Annotated in this window: 10 protein-coding genes and 4 pseudogenes; 7 read left to right on the forward strand and 7 right to left on the reverse strand. The window is 60.0% G+C overall.

All coding sequences use genetic code 11. The annotated features are described in order from the left end of the window. Positions 1-96: 96 nt before the first annotated feature. The 3 genes from IVB48_RS11630 to IVB48_RS11640 all read left to right on the forward strand — a co-directional run bounded on the left by IVB48_RS11630 (position 97) and on the right by IVB48_RS11640 (position 1,308). Positions 97-558: a Fic family protein gene (locus IVB48_RS11630; protein ID WP_247400019.1), complete on the forward strand. Its 462-nt coding sequence runs from the start codon at positions 97-99 to the stop codon at positions 556-558. A 48-nt stretch (positions 559-606) separates the two neighbouring features. Further along, positions 607-990 carry a hypothetical protein gene (locus tag IVB48_RS11635; protein WP_247363290.1) on the forward strand — a complete coding sequence of 128 codons (384 nt, stop codon included), beginning with the start codon at positions 607-609 and terminating at the stop codon, positions 988-990. Between the two features lie 126 nt (positions 991-1,116). Continuing rightward, entirely contained in the window at positions 1,117-1,308 is a 192-nt protein-coding gene (locus tag IVB48_RS11640) for a hypothetical protein (protein WP_247342204.1), read from the forward strand. A gap of 413 nt (positions 1,309-1,721) precedes the next feature. Here IVB48_RS11640 and IVB48_RS11645 read toward each other — a convergent pair whose 3' ends face one another. After that, the gene (locus tag IVB48_RS11645) at positions 1,722-2,258 is read right to left on the reverse strand and encodes a hypothetical protein (RefSeq protein ID WP_247400020.1); all 537 of its coding nucleotides are present in this window, start codon (positions 2,256-2,258) and stop codon (positions 1,722-1,724) included. 309 nt (positions 2,259-2,567) lie between these two features. Next, positions 2,568-2,714, reverse strand: a complete 147-nt coding sequence (locus IVB48_RS11650) for a hypothetical protein (protein WP_247400021.1) — start codon at positions 2,712-2,714, stop codon at positions 2,568-2,570. Between the two features lie 1,518 nt (positions 2,715-4,232). Between IVB48_RS11650 and IVB48_RS11655 the strand changes: the two are divergent. From IVB48_RS11655 to xopAD, 4 genes and pseudogenes are all read left to right on the forward strand, one after another. Continuing rightward, positions 4,233-4,505: pseudogene (locus tag IVB48_RS11655) on the forward strand (hypothetical protein). Between the two features lie 77 nt (positions 4,506-4,582). Continuing rightward, a pseudogene (locus IVB48_RS11660) lies at positions 4,583-4,829 on the forward strand (potassium-transporting ATPase subunit C); the annotation flags it as partial. 105 nt (positions 4,830-4,934) lie between these two features. Then, positions 4,935-6,583 (forward strand): annotated as a pseudogene (locus IVB48_RS11665) (DUF4118 domain-containing protein); the annotation flags it as partial. Between the two features lie 1,755 nt (positions 6,584-8,338). Further along, positions 8,339-16,324 carry a XopAD/skwp family type III secretion system effector gene (xopAD, locus tag IVB48_RS11670; RefSeq protein WP_247400022.1) on the forward strand — a complete coding sequence of 2,662 codons (7,986 nt, stop codon included), beginning with the start codon at positions 8,339-8,341 and terminating at the stop codon, positions 16,322-16,324. Between the two features lie 340 nt (positions 16,325-16,664). Here xopAD and IVB48_RS11675 read toward each other — a convergent pair whose 3' ends face one another. The 5 genes and pseudogenes from IVB48_RS11675 to IVB48_RS11695 form a co-directional block, all read right to left on the reverse strand. Then, the gene (locus IVB48_RS11675) at positions 16,665-17,243 is read right to left on the reverse strand and encodes an aminodeoxychorismate/anthranilate synthase component II (protein WP_247400023.1); all 579 of its coding nucleotides are present in this window, start codon (positions 17,241-17,243) and stop codon (positions 16,665-16,667) included. Then, a pseudogene (locus tag IVB48_RS11680) lies at positions 17,240-18,244 on the reverse strand (anthranilate synthase component I family protein). Before IVB48_RS11680 ends, IVB48_RS11675 begins: the two are co-directional and overlap by 4 nt. Beyond that, positions 18,241-18,588 (reverse strand): hypothetical protein, encoded by a 348-nt coding sequence (locus IVB48_RS11685; protein ID WP_247350630.1) that lies wholly within the window; start codon positions 18,586-18,588, stop codon positions 18,241-18,243. Before IVB48_RS11685 ends, IVB48_RS11680 begins: the two are co-directional and overlap by 4 nt. A gap of 138 nt (positions 18,589-18,726) precedes the next feature. Further along, complete coding sequence (locus tag IVB48_RS11690; protein ID WP_346658979.1) at positions 18,727-18,999, reverse strand: Dabb family protein; 273 nt, start codon at positions 18,997-18,999, stop codon at positions 18,727-18,729. Positions 19,000-19,568: 569 nt separating this feature from the next. Then, entirely contained in the window at positions 19,569-19,799 is a 231-nt protein-coding gene (locus IVB48_RS11695) for a hypothetical protein (protein ID WP_247350627.1), read from the reverse strand. Positions 19,800-20,123: the final 324 nt, after the last annotated feature.

The following is a 20,123-nucleotide window of genomic DNA, read 5'->3' on the forward strand; positions in this document are numbered from 1 at the left end:
TGAACAACATCGACGCCCATCGGGCCGGATCCTGACGGGCGCGCCGGCGTTCCGAGCCAGGCGCCATGGCCAGAGCGTTGCGGCGGGCCCGCGCAATTGACCCTTCTCCTCAAGGATTCAAAATCGAGCTGCGTCATCGAAGGCGAGAAGCCGCCGCAGGATCTTATCCAGCGGTGGGATAGGGTCATCGGCGAAGCAGGATGGACACCGCTCGATGAGACGGTGTTCTTGCGCCTGCACCGCATTGTCATCGGTGATGAGCGTTTCGTGAAGCTCGGCTTTCGGAAGGAAGGCGGTTTCGTCGGTGAGCATGACCACGAGACGCAGAGACCCATTCCCGACCATATCAGCGCGCATCACGAAGATATCGCCTCCCTCGTCCACGGATTGATCGCGTTCGACCAGGCCTCGTCAATTGAGCTTGCCCCCGTTGTGGCTGCCGCCGTGCTGGCCTTCGGGTTCGTCTACATCCATCCATTCGAGGACGGCAATGGCCGCACCTGGCACGACGGATTCAATCCGGCGGCATCCACTTTCCGGTTTCAGCCGCCATCCTAAGACAAAATCGCCGAATACAAGGACGGATTAGAAAGCTATTCGAGTAGATTGCTGCCATGCGTCCAATGGCAGCCTACTCCACAGGGCAACGTCAAGGTCCTGAACGATACGGCTGACGTTTACCGCTTTTTCGATGCAACGCCGCACGCGGAGTTTCTGTACGAATGCGTGCAGAGGACCATCGAACAGGATCTTCCGAAGGAAATCCGGTTCTTGCGGAGCTTCGATACATTCCGGGCGGGCGTCGAAAACATGATCGACATGCCGGAGCGCACCCTCAACAATCTCTTTGGATTCTTGCAACAGAATGAAGGGCGACTCTCAAAGCGCGCCCGTGACAACGAATTCTCCCAATTAACGCCAGACGAAGTCACGAAGATTGAGGAGCTTTATCAAACGGCCTTCTCGAACGACTCCGGAACAGCGAGCTGAGCCTCTGTCATCTTCATTGGATCATAGCCTGGATGTCGAATCAGAATCCTCTTCAGCGGCCGCCACAAAATATGATCCAAAGGCTCGCCGCGTGCGTGAGTTTTGATCCTAGACGAGACCGACGAGATGGTCGATGCCCTCATCGTATTTTCCGACTACTCGTTGATCGTGCTCCAGAGCGAAAGCGATGAGTTCGAGAAGCTCTGCGCATTGCCGCCCCCTCACGTTCTATCCGATGAGGTGCAGGCTCAGACAGCCGAAGAAATCGACCGCATCAGGCGCATGGCGGCGGATGGTCCGCGCGTCCCGAACAGATGAAGACTCAGATAGCCGAAACGGAAGCAAGCATTGTGGCCTTTGCTGAACAAGCGAGGGCTGGGGAGACATTCGCGGAGCGCGATGAAGGACGGATTGGTCTCTCACAGGCCAAAGAGCGTTGAGTCAATGAGCGTGCCGCTCTGAACCGCGAGCTTCCAAGCCGACAGGTCGGGTATCGTCGATCGATCTGTGGAGCAGGGCTGCTCCCATGAGACCAGCCAAGCTGGCGACCGGCATTGAACAGGCCGATGCCGGATGCGCGGTTGCGGTCATTGAGGTTGCTGAAGCGATCAGGGTGATCGACAGGAAACGAAATGACCGATGCCCCGTACGCAGGAGCATCGGTAGGACACGGATATGGTCGGCGCCGGAGGCGATACGGGAGCTGGTGTCGGTGCTGGTGCGGGTGGGGCCTACTGGGGGCCACCCGTATACTTGTCAACCGTCGACATGAGCGGCTTCGGGGTCGACAGATTGGACATCAGCCCGAACCGACCTTCGGGACCAGTCTGGTCCAGCTCGTCGATCAGCTCGTAGAGATCGATCCACTCGATGAACGAATGCTGAGAGAACTTCGCCAGCATCGCATCCAGGTTTGAGTTACAGGCCGACATCGAGGCAGACGTCGAGGTGTTGACGAAGGTTGCGTCGTAGACCTCGGCGCCGTTCATCTCATTGATGGCGACTGGAACGCCGTAGCTCGACAGCTTTGTGAACAGGTTGAAATTGGGACGAACTCCGCCCCAGTAGTTCGTCGGGTCCGCGCCGGCATGCTCGTAATAGTGATAGCCGAGCACATCGACCTTGACGCCATTCGCCTTCATGAAGTCGATGTAGCCGAACATCGTCGATGTGGTGCCGACGATGCGCCGAAGGTTTCTGCCGGTGTCGCGGCGTACCTGCTCGATCGCGTCCGACATTCCCCGCAAGAGATTGGCGAAGTCGGCCATCGACGGATATGCAGCGAACTCGGCAGAGGTCCATCCCTTGCCGAACAACGGAGAGCCGTTGCCATCACGGACGTCAGATTGATCTCGTTACCAAGTTCCCAGTCGCCGACTGAAGATGCGAACTGGCGAACGAATGCCAGGATCCGATTGTAGCCCTGGGAGTAGATCGCAGCAGCGTCGCCGGCAGGATACTTGCCAGCATCGGTCTTGTCGCCCCACGTTAGCGGAAGCGCCAGAACAGGTTCAAGCGTGACGCCATAGTTGGCGGCAAGGCCTACGATCGAGGTGAAGCGCGTCGCTACCCATGGATCAGTGGTCAGCCGCCAGAGGAATGGTCAGACGGTATCGCTTGAGTTTTTGTGCGGCGAGCGTCTTGAAGACGTCCTCGTCATTGATCTGGCGGTACGCCCCGGAGGCAAACATGGAGTGGCCATTGACGCCGATTTGAACTGTCAAGTCTTGTTCCTTGATTGCGCGAGGAAAGAAGAGGACGCCCGACGTTTTGCAGCAGATCTGATTTCGGGCGCGGCGGGGTAAAGGAGGAGAAACCCCCGCCGCAGGCGGGCCTTAGCAGTCGGTCGGCGCTCTGTGTCGCCGCTCCCTATTCTGTACTGCGAGTATGGTTGTATTTTGGCCTACTCTCCCCTGAGGGAGTGGACTCCGCGGACGTCCGAGACTGAAGGGAGCGGCGCGCGCCAAGCCGGGGCTTCCGTTTATTGGCGCCAGGATTGGGAGCCTCGGCCATGAGGTAGCTCGGTTGTCTCAATCCCTTGTGATCGCCCCAGTTGAGCTTCTGATCGCTCCCCTCGCCGCATGAGTGGGGCAGTCAATGAATTCACAAGTCCAAGAGAGGATGCCCGTGAAAACGCTTCAGGAATCCACTCTTGCCATCGCCATCGTGGCAAGCACACTTGCGATCGCGGTGCCAGCGTGTGCAAATTCCGCGGCTTCGGAGTAACCGGAGCGCCGTTCCGGCTCAAAGCTGTCGAACCAGGGGGAACCCTCATGATTTCCGGCCATCGGAAGGCGGTCGCGCTCTTTTCCTCCTATGCAGCGACCGGGGACCACACGCGTCTCGTCAGCTTCGCGCGGACCGCTCTGCCCCGTTTGCGGCACCACCTCTCAATGGCGCGCCGCCTCTAAGCGGGATACTCCAAAAGGTCGTCTGGCCAGGTCGCGGATGCGCTTAGCGGCCGGCCGTCGATCTCGCTGCGGCGTGCCTGTCAGTGACTTCTTTCGCGACTGAGCAACGCCGATTTCCGTCCGCACAGCTGGGCAACGGCTGGGACGGCATCAGTGCTGGCCGGCTCAGACGAGCTTGGAACGAGTCCTTCTCTGATGTGTTTTCGGGAAGCGATGGGACGGTGCGACAAAGCCAAAGGATACCGTTATGAGCAACAACGCGCGCGACATATGTCGGCCTTCGGCACCTGCAGGAAGCCAATGAACAACTCAAGCGACTGAAGGACTGCCTGCAGGCTTGTGGGGAGAGCACCTCCAGTGCCAAGACAACGGCGCTACCGGCGAGGGCAAACCTGCAGGCCATGGCGCATGCGATGGCTGGACGAAATTCTGAACAATACGTTTACCAACAATGCTTTCGAGCCCTTCGAAATCGCTGCCTTATAAGTCTCTCCTGGCTCTCTGCCCCGCGACCGGAATGGATTCAGCGCGGCCGCCGCTCGAGGCGTCATCGAAGGAAGAGGAGCGGATGGTCCAATGGATAGACGCAAACGTACGGTGGAGTATGTGGAGCACGAGCAACGTGAGGCCGCCTGATCTTGCAGGTAAAGCCGGCGCATCGCCTTTGGTCAGCGGTGCTGGCGATACCATGGTACGGAGGATTGCACTCGGGCAATTGCCCTTCCGGCATTTGGTTAACTTTGCGCCCGGTCGGAACGCGCTCTGGAGGAGCGCGTTCGTTCTGATGAGGCATAATTCCTGGTTAAGGAGGGAAACACAATGAAGCGGATCATGACCGCAATCACGGTTTTATCTCCAGCGGCATCCGGGCAAACGAACAAGCCAGATGTCTCATCTGCTCCGAGTGCGCAGAACTCCGGCGCCGGAATACCAGGTCAGCCGGGTAACAAGAACGGTCCTGCTGTCAAACCATGAGAGACGGTTGGCTCCAGCTCCGCGACAGACCACCGCAATCCGACGGTTCAGGCGCAGGACCCATCTAACGTTAAAGGGTTGCCGGGAAGTAAGAGCGGCCCGCCTGCCAAGCAGCCGTCTCGCGACTAAGCGGATCTGAAGCAGGGGCCACGTCGCAGTATCTGGAGCGCGAATACTCTGGCCGGCATAGTGGCGCAGTCAGCTCGACCAGCAAGGCCCTGGCCGACCGGGTCAAGGAAGATACCTCGAGAAGTGAAGGCCGAAAACCCTGGTGGGTCCGTTCCGGTCGAGCTCGTTACCACCTCGGCCAGCGGGCTCGATCCGGATATTTCGCCGGAAAACTTCCGCGCCTTCGCCACCCGCGGCACCGGAATAGGGCGGCTCTTGCTGGGCGAGCCCCGGGTTAACGTTCTGGCCCTCAATCTGGCGCTGGATGCCGCGGCGTCCAAATGAGACCAGCTAGGCCGAGCCCAGTGTGAGGACTATCCGGTGTCAGGACTATATTGCCGTATGGTTTAAGCCGGCCACGATCATGAAAAAAGACCCGCGCCGGACGCGTTGCTGGAGGCCGCGCGGCGGGAGGGCGATCAAGCCGGAAAACTGAAGATCTTCGTCGGTGCCGCACCCGGTGTCGGCAAGACCTATGAGATGCTGCAAAGCGCGCATGCAAGGCTGAAGGCGGGCATCGATGTCGTCATCGGTGTGGTCGAAACCCACGGGCGGCCCGAGACCGAAGCGCTGCTGAAGGGGCTGGAAGTGCTGCCGCGCAAGCGGCTGAGCTACAAGGACCAGACGCTGGAGGAAATGGACCTCGACGCGCTGATCGCGCGCCGTCCGCAGATCGCCCTGTCGACGAACTCGCTCATACCAGCGCGCCGGGCAGCCGTCATCCCAAACGCTATCTCGATGTCGAGGAGTTGCTGTCCCGTGGCATCGACGTCTACACGGCGGTCAACGTCCAGCACATCGAAAGCCTCAATGACGTGGTCGCGCAGATCACGCATGTACGGATGCGCGAAACCGTACCGGACAAGATGTTCGACCGCGCCGACGCGATCGAGCTGATCGATCTCACGCCCGACGATCTGGAGCATTATTTCTCGCCGGGCAATCTGACCGCGCTGCGCGAGCTGGCGTTGCGCCGCACCGCCGAGCGGGTCGACGAGCAGTTGCTCACCCACATGAAGGCCAATGCCATTGCCGGTCCCTGAGCCGCGGGCGAGCGCATTTTGGTGTGCCTCAGCGAGGATCCGCGCGCCGCGGGCCTGGTGCGCTACACCAAGCGGCTGGCGGACCGGCTGCATGCGCCCTGGACCGCGGTCACCATCGAGACGCGGCGCAGCCTGCAACTGACCGACGGGCCGCGCGACCGATTGGGCCGACACGATGCGGTTGGCCGAATCGCTCGGCGGCGAGTCCATCGCCATTCCCAGTGTCGGCCGCCGCATCGCCGATGATGTCGTTCAGTTCGCCCATGCCAATAACGTGACGCAGATCATCATCAGCAAGTCGACGCGCCCATGGTGGTTCGAGCTGATGCGCGGTTCGGTGGTGCATGATCTGGTGCGGCGCGCCGGCAATATCAGCGTCAATGTCATTGCCGGCGAGGAGCTCGCCGCCGAGCCTGTTCCAAAGAAAACGGTACGCAACGCGGAACGATCCAAACCGTTCGATCCAAAACCGTATTTGATGGTGCTGCTGGTCGTGGCCGTCGGCCTTGCGCCAGCGTCGCGGCCTCGCTGTGCTACAATTTCTTCTTCCTGCCGTCGATCTACACCTTCACGATCACCGAACCGACCAACGTTGCCGCCTTCTTCTTCTTCATGCTGATTGCGATCCTGGTCTCCGATGTCGCGGCGCGGGTCCGCACCCAGGCGGTTACGGCGATCGGCAGGCTCCGCACCACCGAATCGCTCTACGCCTTCAGCCGCAAGCTTGCGGGCACCGCGACGCTGGACGACGTGCTGTGGGCGACCGCCCATCAGACCGCGCTGATGCTGAAAGTACGCGTCGTGCTGCTGCTGCCGGAAGACGGCGTGCTCACGGTATCCGGCTATCCGCCTGAGGATGAACTCGACAGGGCCGACCTTGCAGCGGCGAACTGGACCTGGTCCAACGATCGCCCGGCCGAACGCGGCTCGGATACGCTGCCGGGCGCCAAGCGGCTGTTTTTGCCGACCGGCCGCGGGCTGATCGGCGTCATCGGCACCCTCGTCGACTGCGTCGAGCGGCCCGACCTGGCGGCGGGCACCGAAGAACTCTCTAACGCGCTACAGACCGTGCGCGCCCTCGACGACCAAGCTCGTCGGGTTGACGACAGCTCGCGAGAACCAGTCGCTCGCTGGTATCCTCGGTTGCTGGCTGGAGAGCCGTCGCGAAGACCTCTTCGTCGACGAACTCCGCGGAAAATTGCTGACCGTCGTGAAGAGCGACATGTTCGACAAGGACGGCCGCCCGAAGCCTGGTGCGAGCTCGTGCTGGCCGAATGGCAAGAACGACTGGCGCCCTTGTTCGAACATGATCGCGGCGAGATGTCGTTCCTTGATGCTCTCTACGAAGAGGGACGGATCGACGTCAGCAGTCTCCAAGGCGATGCCGCCGTCAAGCACGCGATAGAGAACTTCCCCGCGCTGCAATGGAAGGCTCTGAACATCAGGAATCACGACGCCGGTCTTCCGCGCTTGTGGGCAGGCTCCGACGTTACGCCAGAGGGAGAGTAGAAGTTCTCCTTATTTGTCACACCAGGACGAAACGGGAGGGTGGGAGAACGGCGGCGGATGCCCGTTTCCGTAATCTCTTCGTCCCAGCCAGCTCAAGACGCTCCTCAGATAAGGTGACAGCGCCCGATCGCAGGCCCAGGCGGCCTGACCTGCGGCCTTCGCCGGCCGGTGTAGGCCGCAGCCCGATTCATTAACGCTTGAGCCAGGTCTCGGATTTTCTTTATCGGTCCGGGAGAACGCCTCCGTCAGCCAATCGTCAGCCAGACGGTCTATCTAGGCCTGCCGCGCCTCATCAGCCTGAACCCAATGCAAACGCAGGAGTGCCAATCATCATGTATGGTCGAATTGGTGCCTCGTTCGATGTCCACTACGGTGGCGAAGCTGACGAAGCGAATCAGTCGGGAGCCACCGGGCAAACGGACGTAGGAAGCCAAAGATTCGCGAACCTGTTTGCCCGGATGCATTTGGCCGGAGTGGTTCTACCGGCAATTCATCTTCGCGTAGATGGACGAAGAACGGTCCCGGTGAAAGGCAGCGCGCAATCAAACCTCCACTCTGTCTCTGAAAAACTGAGGATAGCGAGTGCGGCGTGATGCGATCGCGTGCCAGTCTCGGCCGATCTTGGGCTGCTGGCGTGTACTTTGGCCAGGATCTAGGCCGCGCCGTCTCGGGTCCGGGCTGACCATGACGGTTGCCGAAAACATGCCGCAGGTTCCTCAGATCTCATGCCATGCGCCATCTGGGCGATTGCACTTATGGGCCAAAGCCTTGATACACCATGGCTGAGCGACATCAGCCCGCAACATCATAAGCAGCGATTCTCGCCTTTATCAGAGATGGAATATGACGGGCATTGGCCGATCTGGCAGATCGCGCATTGGGGATGCTGGAGCCGGATCGAGCAGTTCACGCTCGCACTCAAGCCTAGCCCCTGGGGAAGGCAGTCAATCGTTCGATTCCGTCGTGGAGCGGATGCGCTCTGGGCCCCAAGATAGAGGGACGCCCTCCGCTAGCATGGCGCGCGGTGCCGACGATGCCCTTGGCGACAGGTCTTCCGGTCCCTCCGTTGGCCCAGATCGAATCCTAGGCGCTGCGCCACGTGCAGTCACTGCGCGGCGGCGCGGCTTTCCCTCAGTGTCGGAGGGTGGAGACACAACGCCGGTCGCCAGCCAGCCGCCAACTTCGGGTGTGGCAGTCTCCATTTCCTCATCAGAGGAAGAAATCAACGCAACAAAGCGACACATGGATCGCCTGGTTGAGGAACTTGACGCTTGCCGTAATGCGGCCTTGCACGCCCAGAACTCGGAGGAGGCGCAAGAGCTGAGCGATCGGTTCATCAAAGCAGGTTCGGCAGTTCTGGAGTACTACGCGAGGCTGCGCCCGGCCGTGGCGCGGAGCATTCTGTCCGACGCTGAGGTCCGTCGATACCGCTATGCCGTGCTCGATGCGGCCCACCAATGCAACGCACTGGCCTCATCGACTATCGCCGCCTTGCAAGAGCGCAGAAAGAATTCGGCAGCCCTGTTCCAGCGGATTTTCGAATCCAACGCTACCCCCGACCAGCTGAGCCGAGTGGCTTCCAGTGTGGCGAAGGAGCATGCGGCTTGCATGGAGTGGTGGGGAAAGAAGCTGTTGCGCTCGGAACGGATGGTGTCCGTCTGCGAGGCCACCGCCAACTTGCCAAGCACGACGCCCGAGATGCGGAAGCCCGAAGAGGCCGCACTACGCCTGAATACCGGCTTGGTACTTCATGCGGGGTACATGCGTCTGCAATCGCGGATTGCGCTCGCGCAGCTTATGATTGAGTCTCAGGCGAGCACGTTTGAACCGGCCGTGAGGGACGCCCTCATGGGTGAGAACGGGGGGGTGCATCTGCTCGGGACCTTTGTCCACGATGTTAATCCGGCATTCCTCTCGACGGAGGAAGCCGTTCTGCACAACGACGGAGCGGCACTCGACGCAGAGCACTGCACCGTTCTGGAAGGAGTCATGGAACGGCTTTCGGAATTTGCGTTGGCGTTGCACGACGACATCCTTGCCAAGCTAAGCGATAACCGAACAGGTGCCAGCCTCCCATTCGAACTGTTGGGCCAGATCGTAGACGACGCACGGATCACTGCGCATGAGGTCGTGCACTTCCTGGCACTGCAGCTGAAAACGTCAGCCATCATTGCATTGCCTGCCGACGCTGGCGCTACGGTACCGGCCGACACTGCCGGCAAGGCAACGGCGGCCAAAGGCACCGCTGCGCGCAGGGAGGGGAAAGGCAACCGCAAGCCGGCTGCTGATGCCGCGAGTTCGGCCGGGCGGCCCGAGCCGCAAGTCGCCGCGGGCGACAGCGACACCGCGCCAGCGGACAAGGTTCTCGTGCGCTCGGATCCAGGTACGAAGAAGCTTGTGAGCGCCAAGGAGGCGCATGCGAGTGCGTCGTCGGCGGCGGCACACTCGGCGGTCTGGCAGGCCCCGGCATCGACGGAGGCGTTGGCGCCACTGGTCAAGCGGTCGGACGAACTTTTGCAGTTCGATCTGGCTGGTCAGCAAAGGACCGTCTCGCAAGCGCGCCAGATGAAGCCCGAGGACGCCGATCACGTAGTGGGCATCGTGGTCGAGCGCCTGCAGACGCCGCCCGCCGAGATGCAGGCCTGTCTGGACCCGCTGGAAGAGCCTGGTCGACGCGGCCTGCTCACGCCTGCGCATGTGCACGAAGTGCACGAGAAAACAGTCCGGCTCAAGATGAAGTTGTCCGAGGCGCAGGGACTGGCGAAGGCGGCGAACCCGGAATCAAGTCTTGCCCCTGGGGAAGGCAGCCAATCGTTCGATTCCGCCGAGCGGATGCACTCTGGGCCTCAAGATAGAAGGAAGTCCTTCGCTCGCATTGCGCGCGGTGCCGATGATGCCCTTGGCGACAGATCTTCCGGACCCTCCGTTGGCACACATCGGATCCTGGGCGCTGCGCCCGGTGAAGCCACTGCACGACGGGGCGGTTTTCCCCCAGTGCCGGAGGCGCCAGGTCGAGAAGAAACCTTTTTAGGTTCTGATGACAAACCTTGGCTCGGCAAGCAAAAATCCAGAAGCTCGCAACCAGACACGGTGCTACCCCATAGGCAAACGGAGTCCGACCCGGGTGCAGGACCGGGAAGGCGGCGTTTCGTCCATGTAGCCGAACAGAGCTTCAAGCGTGGATACTCGGAAAACCTACTTAATAACGCTTTACATGACATTTCCTTCGCTGGCGACATCACTAAATTCTCATGCGCTGTGGTGGAGTATGACAGGAAGCTGCAGGGTCGAGCGGACCACGCAACATTCCTGCAAAAGGCCGCTTCCGAGTTCAAACGCGAATTTGTCCCAAGATGGGAACAAGATATCCGCGCCCGGAATACATGGGGGTACGCCACCTCATGCAACACGATGAGCCGGGAGGCTGGAGGTCAGGCAGGCGTGGAAGCTTGCAGGGCCATGGCAGCTCAGGTGTCGAGCCTCGGCAATGCGCTAAACGACGTCGAAAGCAAAACGCTTTCCCTATTCGTATTGTCGTTCAGTCGATATCCCGGGGTGGCGGAATGTCGCAATGGAATGATCCGAATCGCCAGATTTTTTCGTGAGCAACGCGGAGCACTTTCGGAGCTCAACGCTCAAAGTCTCGCCCTGCTGGTCAACGGCTTCAGCAAGTGCCCGGAAGAGGAGAACTCTCGTGAGGCCACAATAGCAGTTGCCGCTGAGATTCGCCGCCGCGCTCCCGGGCTCTCTGATTTTGGTCCGCAGAGCCTGGCTATCGTGGTGAACGGTTTGAGCAAGTGGCCGGAAGACGCGGAGTGTCACGGTGCTATAAGGGCAATTGCCAGCGAGGTCCGTCACCGCGCGGGCCGCCGCGATGTCTGGCTCTCTGACTTTGGTCCGCAGAACTTGGCTACCGTGGTGAACGGTTTGAGCAAGTGGCCGGAAGAGGCGGAGTGTCGCGGTGCAATGAGGGCAATCGCCGTCGAGGTCCGTCGCCGCGCGGGTCGCCGCGATGTCTGGCTCGCTGATTTTGATCCACAGGCGTTGGCGAACCTGGTGAACGGCTTCAGCAAGTGGCCGCAGGACTGTCGAGATGCTATAGTTCAAATCGCCGTCGAGGTCCGTTACCGCGCGGGCCGCCGCGATGTCGGGCTCTCTGATTTTGATCCACAGGCGTTGGCGAACTTGGTAAACGGCTTCAGCAAGTGGCCGCAGGACTGCCGAGACGCTATAGTTCAAATCGCCGACGAGGTCGTCCATCACCGCGGCGACCGGCTCTCCAATTTTACTCCCCAGCACTTGTCGAACCTCGTGAACGGCTTCAGCAGGTGGCCCGAGGGGGTGAAGTGCAACGACGCTATACTTGCAATCGCCAACGAGGTTCGTCGCCGCGCTGGCCGAGCGGACCGGCTCTCCAGTTTTACTCCCCGGCACTTGTCGAGCTTGGTGAACGGCTTCAGCAGGTGGCCGGAAAGGACAGACTGCCGCAGCGCTATAGTTGAAATGGCCGACGAGGTCCATCGCCGCGCCGACCGGCTGTCTGGGTTTGATCCGCAGGGTCTGGCGAACCTGGTGAACGGTTTCAGCAAGTGGCCTGATGAGACGGGCTGTGGCGACGCCACGCTGGCGATCGCCGGTGAGGTCTGTCGCCGCGCCGACCGGCTATCTGGGTTTGATCCGCAGGGTCTGGCGAACCTGGTGAACGGTTTCAGCAAGTGGCCTGACGAGACGGGCTGTGGCGAAGCCACGCTGGCGATCGCCGGTGAGGTCTGTCGCCGCGCCGACCGGCTTTCTGGGTTTGATCCGCAGGGTCTGGCAAACCTGGTGAACGGTTTCAGCAAGTGGCCACAAGAGGAGAACTCACGTCACGCCACCGCTGTGATCGCCGGTGAGGTGCTTCGCCGCGCCGACCGGCTCTCCGATTTTACCTCTCAGCACCTGGCGAATCTGGTGAACGGCTTTAGCAAGTACCCACAAGAGGAGAACTCACGTCAGGCCACCGTTGTAATCGCCCATGAGGTCCTTCGCGCCGACCGGCTGTCTGATTTCACTCCGCAGGGTCTAGCGAACCTGGTGAACGGTTTGAGCAAGTGGCTGCAAGAGCAGGACGCTCGCCAAGCCACAGTCGCGATTGCCAACGAGGTCTCTCGCCGTGACAACCGGCTCTCTGATTTTACTCCGCGGGAACTGGCGATCCTGGTGAACGGCTTTAGCAAGTGGCCGGAAGAGGCGGTGTGCCATGGGGCGATAATCGACATAGCGGGCAAACTCGGCTCGGGAGACGTCCGATTCGGAGCGTTCACCACAACTCAGCTCAGCATGATAGCCAATGCTCTCGGGCGAGGTGTCACGAGGGGAGAGGGCACTGGAGAGATCATAGAGACCGCTCTGCTGAAGAATCGGCTGCACGGTATGGCCCACTACCTTCACTATGCCAGTGATCGCCTGGAGCAGACCCAGGTTCTGAACATCGCCATGATTTTCAAAGCGCTGGCTAAGGCTCAATTGTTTGACGATCTCGGTTTGCTCGCACCCACGGGGTTAGACCGGCTGACGGAACTGCATCGTGCCCCTGGCTTTGCCGCTGAGAACGACCTCGAAACCATGGGTACTCTCTGCGTCGCTCTGCTGCCGCTGGCGCGCAGTCCGCACCTGCGCTGGCACCGGAGGCGGGCTTTAAACTTGCTGAACGACATTCAACCGATCGTCGAGCACAAGATCGAGGGGCATCTCAAAGCAAGCGATGCCGAGCGAGCCAGAGGGCCGTACTCGAGCCGTTGCCCCGCCTTGTCGATCTATCAAACGCTCAAGGCCCGTGCGGTTTTCGCGGCATTGTTCCGCCGGCCCTATGTCGAAGGCAAGAAGTCCGATTTACGGGTGAGGCAGGAAGAGCTGCAGCGCAAGACTAAGGAGATTTTGGACAAAACGGGCGGCCTCGTCGAAGGCGATCTTTCCAACATGAGCTGGAACCTGATGGCGGAAATCGCGGCGGAGAGTCCGGTCGATGCGCTGGACACGTTCTTGGCGAAGAATGCGGCGACGGTCCAGGCCCAACATCCAGCGTCCGTGTTCGACGTCCATCAGGTGTTGCGAACCATGGCCCACGAGCCCAGACCTCCGCAGGGTGACGCGGGACTTATGCAGTTGTCAGTGGTGGACATGCAGGGCCGGCCAGTGGCCACGGAACCCGAGACACGCTATTCGATTTTTCATCGCCTGACCTCGGGGGTTTTGCCCGTCGTCGCGGTCCAGCTGCCAGGAAAGCCGAGCGCGTTCATGCTGGCGCGTACGGTCACCGTCGAGGGTGTGCCATACCGCATGGACCTGTTCGGCGGAAGCAAGTTAAAGCCGCCCAAAAAGCCCGTGTCGCAGATCGCCGGCCGCCTTCCAGGTGTGGCGAGGGCAGAGTCTTCCGGGGGAAAGCTGCTGGCGATTCCGTATGCCGAAACGGCGCCGGGCACAGCGTTCGAGCAGCTGTCACGTGCCTGGGCCCCTTTCAAAGAGGCATACTATTACACTCAGCGCAGGGGTTTTGCCGCGCCGCCGGCAATCAAGGACCTAGGTCCTCGGGACTACGCGCTGGAGGGCGCCTTCAAACTGTCGCTGCTGCCGGACCGTCCTGCCAGCGAGGAGCATCCCTTCAAGCTGACCGGGCCAGAAGGCCCGATCGCCTTGCGGCCGCATGATGGTTGCGGTTTTATCAAGGCCTCGCTGGCCAACCGTATGCCAGCTGTAAATCGCGCCCGCCGACAGGAAGGTCCTGATCGGGTGCCTGCCTTTGCTGAGGGAAGAAGAATGTCCGTTCCCGCATCGGCGCTGCAACACTATCCCCGAAGCGAGCCGGTGACCGATGAGGCGCGGGAGAAGGCCAAAACCTGGCTCGAGAGCAGACAAGGGCGAGAGTTGACGTCTGAAGAGTTGTTTCGCACCGTGACGGCCGGACACATCGACGGTCCCGGCGCGGTTGCCGTACCGTCCAGCGATGACTGTCTCCATGTGCCGACGCTCAAGAGCGAGACGTTGATGGGGGCGAGCGGCGTGCTGATCGGGCGCTCGCCCTACGACAAGCCCAATCTGCGCCCGCTTGCCGCCGAGCGAGTCAAGTCGGCCGTTGAGGGGGACCCGACCGCTGTGTTCCTCGAAAACTGCACAGCCATCCAATACAGCTTCAATGTCGCGCAGAAGTCGGGGAAGGAACTGGCGGGCGACGATCCGACTTTTTTTGCCAAAGGCATTCTGATGGTTGTGCCGGATAAGATGTGGCCGGCCGGCTACGCCGACCGTGGGCTGGTGTTGTCTGCCGAGGACGTCAAATGCCATTCGAGCTGGACCTCGAGCAAGGACCGCGCCAAGGTGGACACGCCGCTCGAGTGCGTCGGCATCCTGCAGGCTACCGAGGTGTTCGCTCCGGGCTCGTTGGTTGCCGTCCCGATCGGTGAACAGAAAAAACTTGACGGAGACTTCGACGGGGACACCGTCGTCATCGTCGGCGACCGGCCGCAGCTTTTTGAGCATGTGCGCCAGTTCGATCGCAAGGAGCAAGCTCTCGGACTTCCGTCGCTGAAGCCGCCAAAGTCGCATACCCCGGCGCTTGAGGGCGACAATTACCAGTTCGGTCGCGCCCGCCAGATCCTCGCCGCCACGCAGGATGTCCTGGGAACCTATAGCTGCCTGCAGCGAAACTTTCTGGCTCAATCCCATGAAGCACAACGCTGGTTTGCCGAGCGTGCTGTCTTTGGCACCTATGAGGGCGTTCACCACGAGCTCAGGCGAGAGATCCGTCAGCTGTTGGGCCAGGAAGAGGTGAGTAGCCAAGATATCCAGAACACGTTTGCGAGAGCGAGGAGCGAGATTGAGGTCGCCAAACATCTGGTTGCTCGCGAAATGGCCGAGTTGCTCGTCGACGACCTAGCGGCATGGGCAGTGAAGCCGAATGAGCAACCCCTGCCCGAAATAATCGAAAGCTCGAACGCCGCAAACCCGAGCCTCAGCGCAAGGCTCTGCAACCTTTTCCCGGATCTGGCGGAGACCTATCCGGCAACGCCTCAGCCACGAGACCGCATCCAGCTTTTACTCGACCACTATCCTCCTCGCATCGATCCCCGCCCGGATGGTTACAATGCGGACGACCTCGTAAAAAGCGCAAACAACTTGCTGAGCCTCGGCATCAAGGTCGGCACCGACGCCTATAAATCCGATACTGGCGCCAACCTCTTTTTCCAGAAGAGCAGTCATCTTCAGCGGCTCCTCTACGAGACGCCGGGCTTGAAGTCCGTGCCCTACGTCAAGGGCGTGGCGGCGACCCTCGCCCGCGGAAGGTTTGATGTCGATGCGACCTTGGAGGATCTGAGGGACAACCCCACTCTGGCGGCTTCAATCATGGAGAGCTCGATCAAACTCGCTGCGGAGCAGGGCATTTTGCGCAAACCGTCCGGCCTCCGGCCAGCCGCTGACGATGCTGACATGATCACGCTGACCCGCGAGCAGGCCTCAGAACGCGCTCAAAATGAGGCTGGCCGAGCTATAGCCGAAGAGAGGAAAATCACCGCAGCGGCACGCGAGGTTGCCGGAATCCTTGCGCAAGCCGGCATCGAGGTGAAGATGCCCCATCTGGAGCGCCGCTTGAAATCGCATGCCTCCATGACAGATCAGCTCACCGGCATGAGCATCCCACCCAGCAGCGCCCCACAGCTTTTCAGCAACGCGGTACGCCACGTCTTAGAAATTCCTGACAAGGATTTTACACGTGCCTTCAAGAAAGCCATGCTGGCCTTCGAGGAGCGGGACTACACCGAACGCCAGACAACCAACTGGTTCAGAATGCGCAGTCCGACTTTCGTCGGCATCAAGACAGTGCTCACCACGGCGGACTCTTATCGCTTCGAAGTGGAGTTCCACACGCCAGGCAGCTATCAAGCCAAGCTTGCCAATCACGACAGCTATAAAATTCTCGGCAGGCTGCGGCGGCAATCAAGGGAGGATGCTTTGGAGCAAGCTGAGGCCGAGAAACTGGTGCAGCGGACGAGAGAGGTTTGCACAGAGATTGCGATCCCCGACGGCGCCCTGGGCATACCCCACTGGGGAGCCGAAGGAGATCGTAAGGACGGTGCCGCTGCGGCATCTGGATTGCGAGCTTTCGATGAATCAAGAATGCCCGAGATCGCCAGGTCAACGGAGGCAAGAGAGATTATCGCGGCGACTTGTTCACACCGCGCAAAACCAGGGTGAGCCGCAGCTCCCCTGTGCGGTTCTTGACCGGAATGGTATCGCCGATGTGCGGAAGCGAACAGAACAGCCATTTTGCCTGTGAGTAAGCTCGCGCTCGCTTGGCCCTTCTAAGGTTCAAGCGCCTCCAGCGGCCTCGGCCTCCACGACCCCAAAAGTCCCCATGGCCGAGGCCGTCTTTAAGGCTACCGATGGCCCCATGGCGCCGATGGACCCTTCGACATTCAAATGGAAAGTTCCGAACCTCGGCGCCGAGCCGGCCACAGACGCCTCAAACGAACCGCGGCTCGATGTCCGACAGCCGAAACGAACGCTATGGCTGCACCAGTCCTCTCCAGCCGCCTCAAGAAAGCTCTGCAAGTCGTAGGAAGTTTGCGAACAGTACGTCCCCTTGTGGGGTGAGTATCGACTCTGGATGGAACTGCACGCCATATGTTGGTTGATCGCGATGGGCGAGGGCCATGAGTTCCGCATCATCCGAGCGTGCTGTCACCGTCAGGTGACGGGCAGATGAAGGATCCAATTCGACGATAAGCGAATGGTAGCGCCCCACACGAAGTGGAGACGGTACTTCTTTGAAAAGCCCGCCGCCTTCATGTGTGACATACGAGGACCGACCGTGCATAGGACGACGGGCGCGCGTTACGCGTGCGCCGAACACCGTCCCAATGCACTGGTGTCCGAGACAAATCCCGAGAATTGGCACCTGACCCGAAAGTTCACGAACGACGGCTGTCGATATTCCAGCCTCAATTGGAGTGCACGGACCGGGGGAGATGACAACCGCGCGGGGCCTGAGGTCAGCAAGTTCGCTCACGTCCATCGCGTCGTTCCGGACGACACGTGTTGCTGCACCAAGCTTGCGAAAATATCGCGCAATGTTGAAGACGAAAGAGTCGTAGTTGTCGATAATGACAATCAAGATGCACCGGCGTCTTCAGCAATGAATGCGCGAAAAATGCGCTCTGCCTTTGCAAGGCTCTCCTCATATTCGGCGGCCGGATCGGACATTGCTGTTATCCCGGCCTGCATGGAACGGCCTGGCCGTCGCCGATCGTTACGGTGGCGAATGGCAATATTTACATCCATATGTCCATTGAATCCTATGTAGCCTATGGCCCCGCAATACACCTCTCGCGCCACACGCTCGATATCCAAGATAATTTCCATCGAGCGTACCTTGGGAGCTCCGGTAACTGAGCCGCCGGGAAAGCAGGCCCTAAGTAGGCCTACGGCATCCTCTCCGTGTGCTAGCTCACCCGTAACGACGGACACGAGATGGTGCAGTGAGGCATAGGACTCGAGATTGCATAAGGACGGGACGTGGACTGATTCAGGCGTGCAAACGCGCGAGAGATCATTGCGCAGGAGGTCGAGGATCATGGTGTTCTCGGCGCGGTCTTTCTCCGAATGTACCAGCGTCTCAGCGCGACGCCGGCCTTCCTCGCAATCAGCAGAACGCGCCACCGTCCCCTTGATAGGTCGCGTTTCGACCTACTCGCCTGTCAAACTTTAGGAAACGCTCGGGCGAGCTCGATGTAATGGTGAGCTTGCCATACCGAAGAAGGCGGCAAAGGGAGCCGGATTCATCTTCCGCAGCTGACAATAGAAGGCTATCGGATCGAACGAGTTCGCCAGGCGAGCGCTGAAGCGCTGCGCAATGTTGACCTGGAAGGCGTCACCCGACAGAATGAGATCAATCACGCGCTGTACCGCCGCGATGTATCCCTGGCGACTGAAGTTTGAATGCCATGAGCCGGCCTCGCCTGGTTTAAAATCAGGAGGAGGGGCTGAGACTGTAAGCAGCCCAACAATTGTTTCGGCTCTTTGGCGAGCTCTCTCACGCCGGCGAACTGGATCCTGCTCCGGCCACCCGGTAGAAAGGATCCAGCATCTATCATGGCGATGATCGAAGCTTATCACGACGTCGTAAAGATGTAGGAGTGCCTGAGGCAAGCGATGCCCCCGATGGTCGGCACCGGCAATCGCTCCAGCGTCCTGTTCAGCTCGTATCCAAAAAAGCCGGCGGCGCCGCCCTGGAATGCCCGGAGATCGGCGCGATGTATTTGCGGATAGTTGGCTAGCAGAGCGCGAAGTGCCGCCCACGGATCGCCCACAATGGACTCTCCGTTGCAAATACCTCTCCCGTCCGCGATGATGTAAGTGCTGAAGGGATCGCACGTCACATACGAGTACTGCCCGAGCACCGCGTGTCTCGATGCGCTATCCAGGAACGTGAGGTGCCTCCGATGCGCGAGGCGTCGCATGGCTATGAGGGCTCAATCCACTGCAGTTCCAATACATGCATTAGTCTGTCGCTCAGCGATACATGGCCGATTGTAATCCCGTCCGGCGAAGGCGTGCTTCATGGGCACCCAAAAACCCCTACTTGCCTGCCAGGTTAATTACGCCCGCGGGTAGGGCCTGCCAAATGGCTCGGCATCTGTTGACATGCTGTAATCGGCCGCGAGACGTAGCTCTCGGAGCGGTCTTACCTGCCGGATCGATTCCTGGTAAAGCTCGTGCGCCTTATAGGCTACGAGTTCGACTTCGTCGTCGAATTCACCGTAGACGATCACGTCAATTTCGTTGCCAGGCCGGTCACTCTTGCGGTTGCGAGCGACCTCAAGCCGGCGTGCGTGCGGGATTTTGGCGAGTACGGAAAGGCCGTCGATTATTTTGTCGACATGCGCCTAATCTTTTGCGGTGAAGAATACGATGTGTCGAATCATAGATGACTGTCGGTAATCGCGAACATTGCGGTTTGACTTCGCCCAAAGCGACAGATGCCTCATCGCAAAGCTGCAAGCCTCGGGCAGCCGTTCAGATGCCACTGCACGGCAGGAGCCCTGCACCATCGCGGTGGCGGGTGTTTAGCTCGCTGTTCTTCCTCCGCTATTACGCAAGGTAGACAATCTCTGAGACGAAATTCTGCATCGAAGTAAGGAACCGCCTGATCATAGTCGCTAGGACAACTTCAGTAGATGCTTCCGTCGACGGTCATTAGCTTCGCGCGGATCTCGTGCATGAAACGGTCTCACTTGCAGGATCGGCGCATAAGAACTGCAGCAAAATGCGCTCCTTCGTTGAATACAGGCTGGGTCACCAAACAGAAGGGGGAAGGCCGCCGCCAGCCCCTGAAGCGATGACATCGACGCGTGACTTCAAGGTTGATTCCGCTCTTCGGCTGATCACCGCAGAGAGATGATCGTGAAACGACTTTCAATCGCGGAACGTGGCGATAGTCTTAGCCATACATGTCGCCTGGGAGGAGCTTATCGTTTCGGCGCTGCTCGTCGCGAAGCAACGAAGAAAGGTAGTACCTGGTGTACACGCTTGCCTGGAGGCGCTTCCAACGCGCAGCTGCATCGCGCCGGAAGGCTGCGCTGCCTTCCGGAAAGTCGCTGAAATGCTGCTCCGCCTTCGCCAAGTTTTGGGAAAAATGGCCGCCCGAGGTGCCGCGGTTCTGATCGAGCACTCCTAGACGGCCTTCACTTGGACCGCGTTGCTTGCATGCGCGTGAGAGCCCAACGCGCTGGTACATCGGTGGATGCGATTGCCCAGGGAAGCGCGGCTGCCATTTACTTGACATCAATACAAGTAATTCGATGGTCTATCCTTAAGCAAAGCCTAGCGGAGGCAAGACATGTGTGTTTCGGCATGGAATAAGGACCCCGTTTTCGGGGTGATCGGCATCCAATCGGGGGTCTGACTCATTTCCGATGAAGTTTGCCGGGCGACTGTGGTTCTCAAACGGAGAATCAGCGCCATGCGGACGGGCTTTCAAATCTCATCGCTAGTA

Source organism: Bradyrhizobium sp. 76, assembly GCF_023073025.1.
Taxonomy (GTDB): Bacteria; Pseudomonadota; Alphaproteobacteria; order Rhizobiales; family Xanthobacteraceae; genus Bradyrhizobium.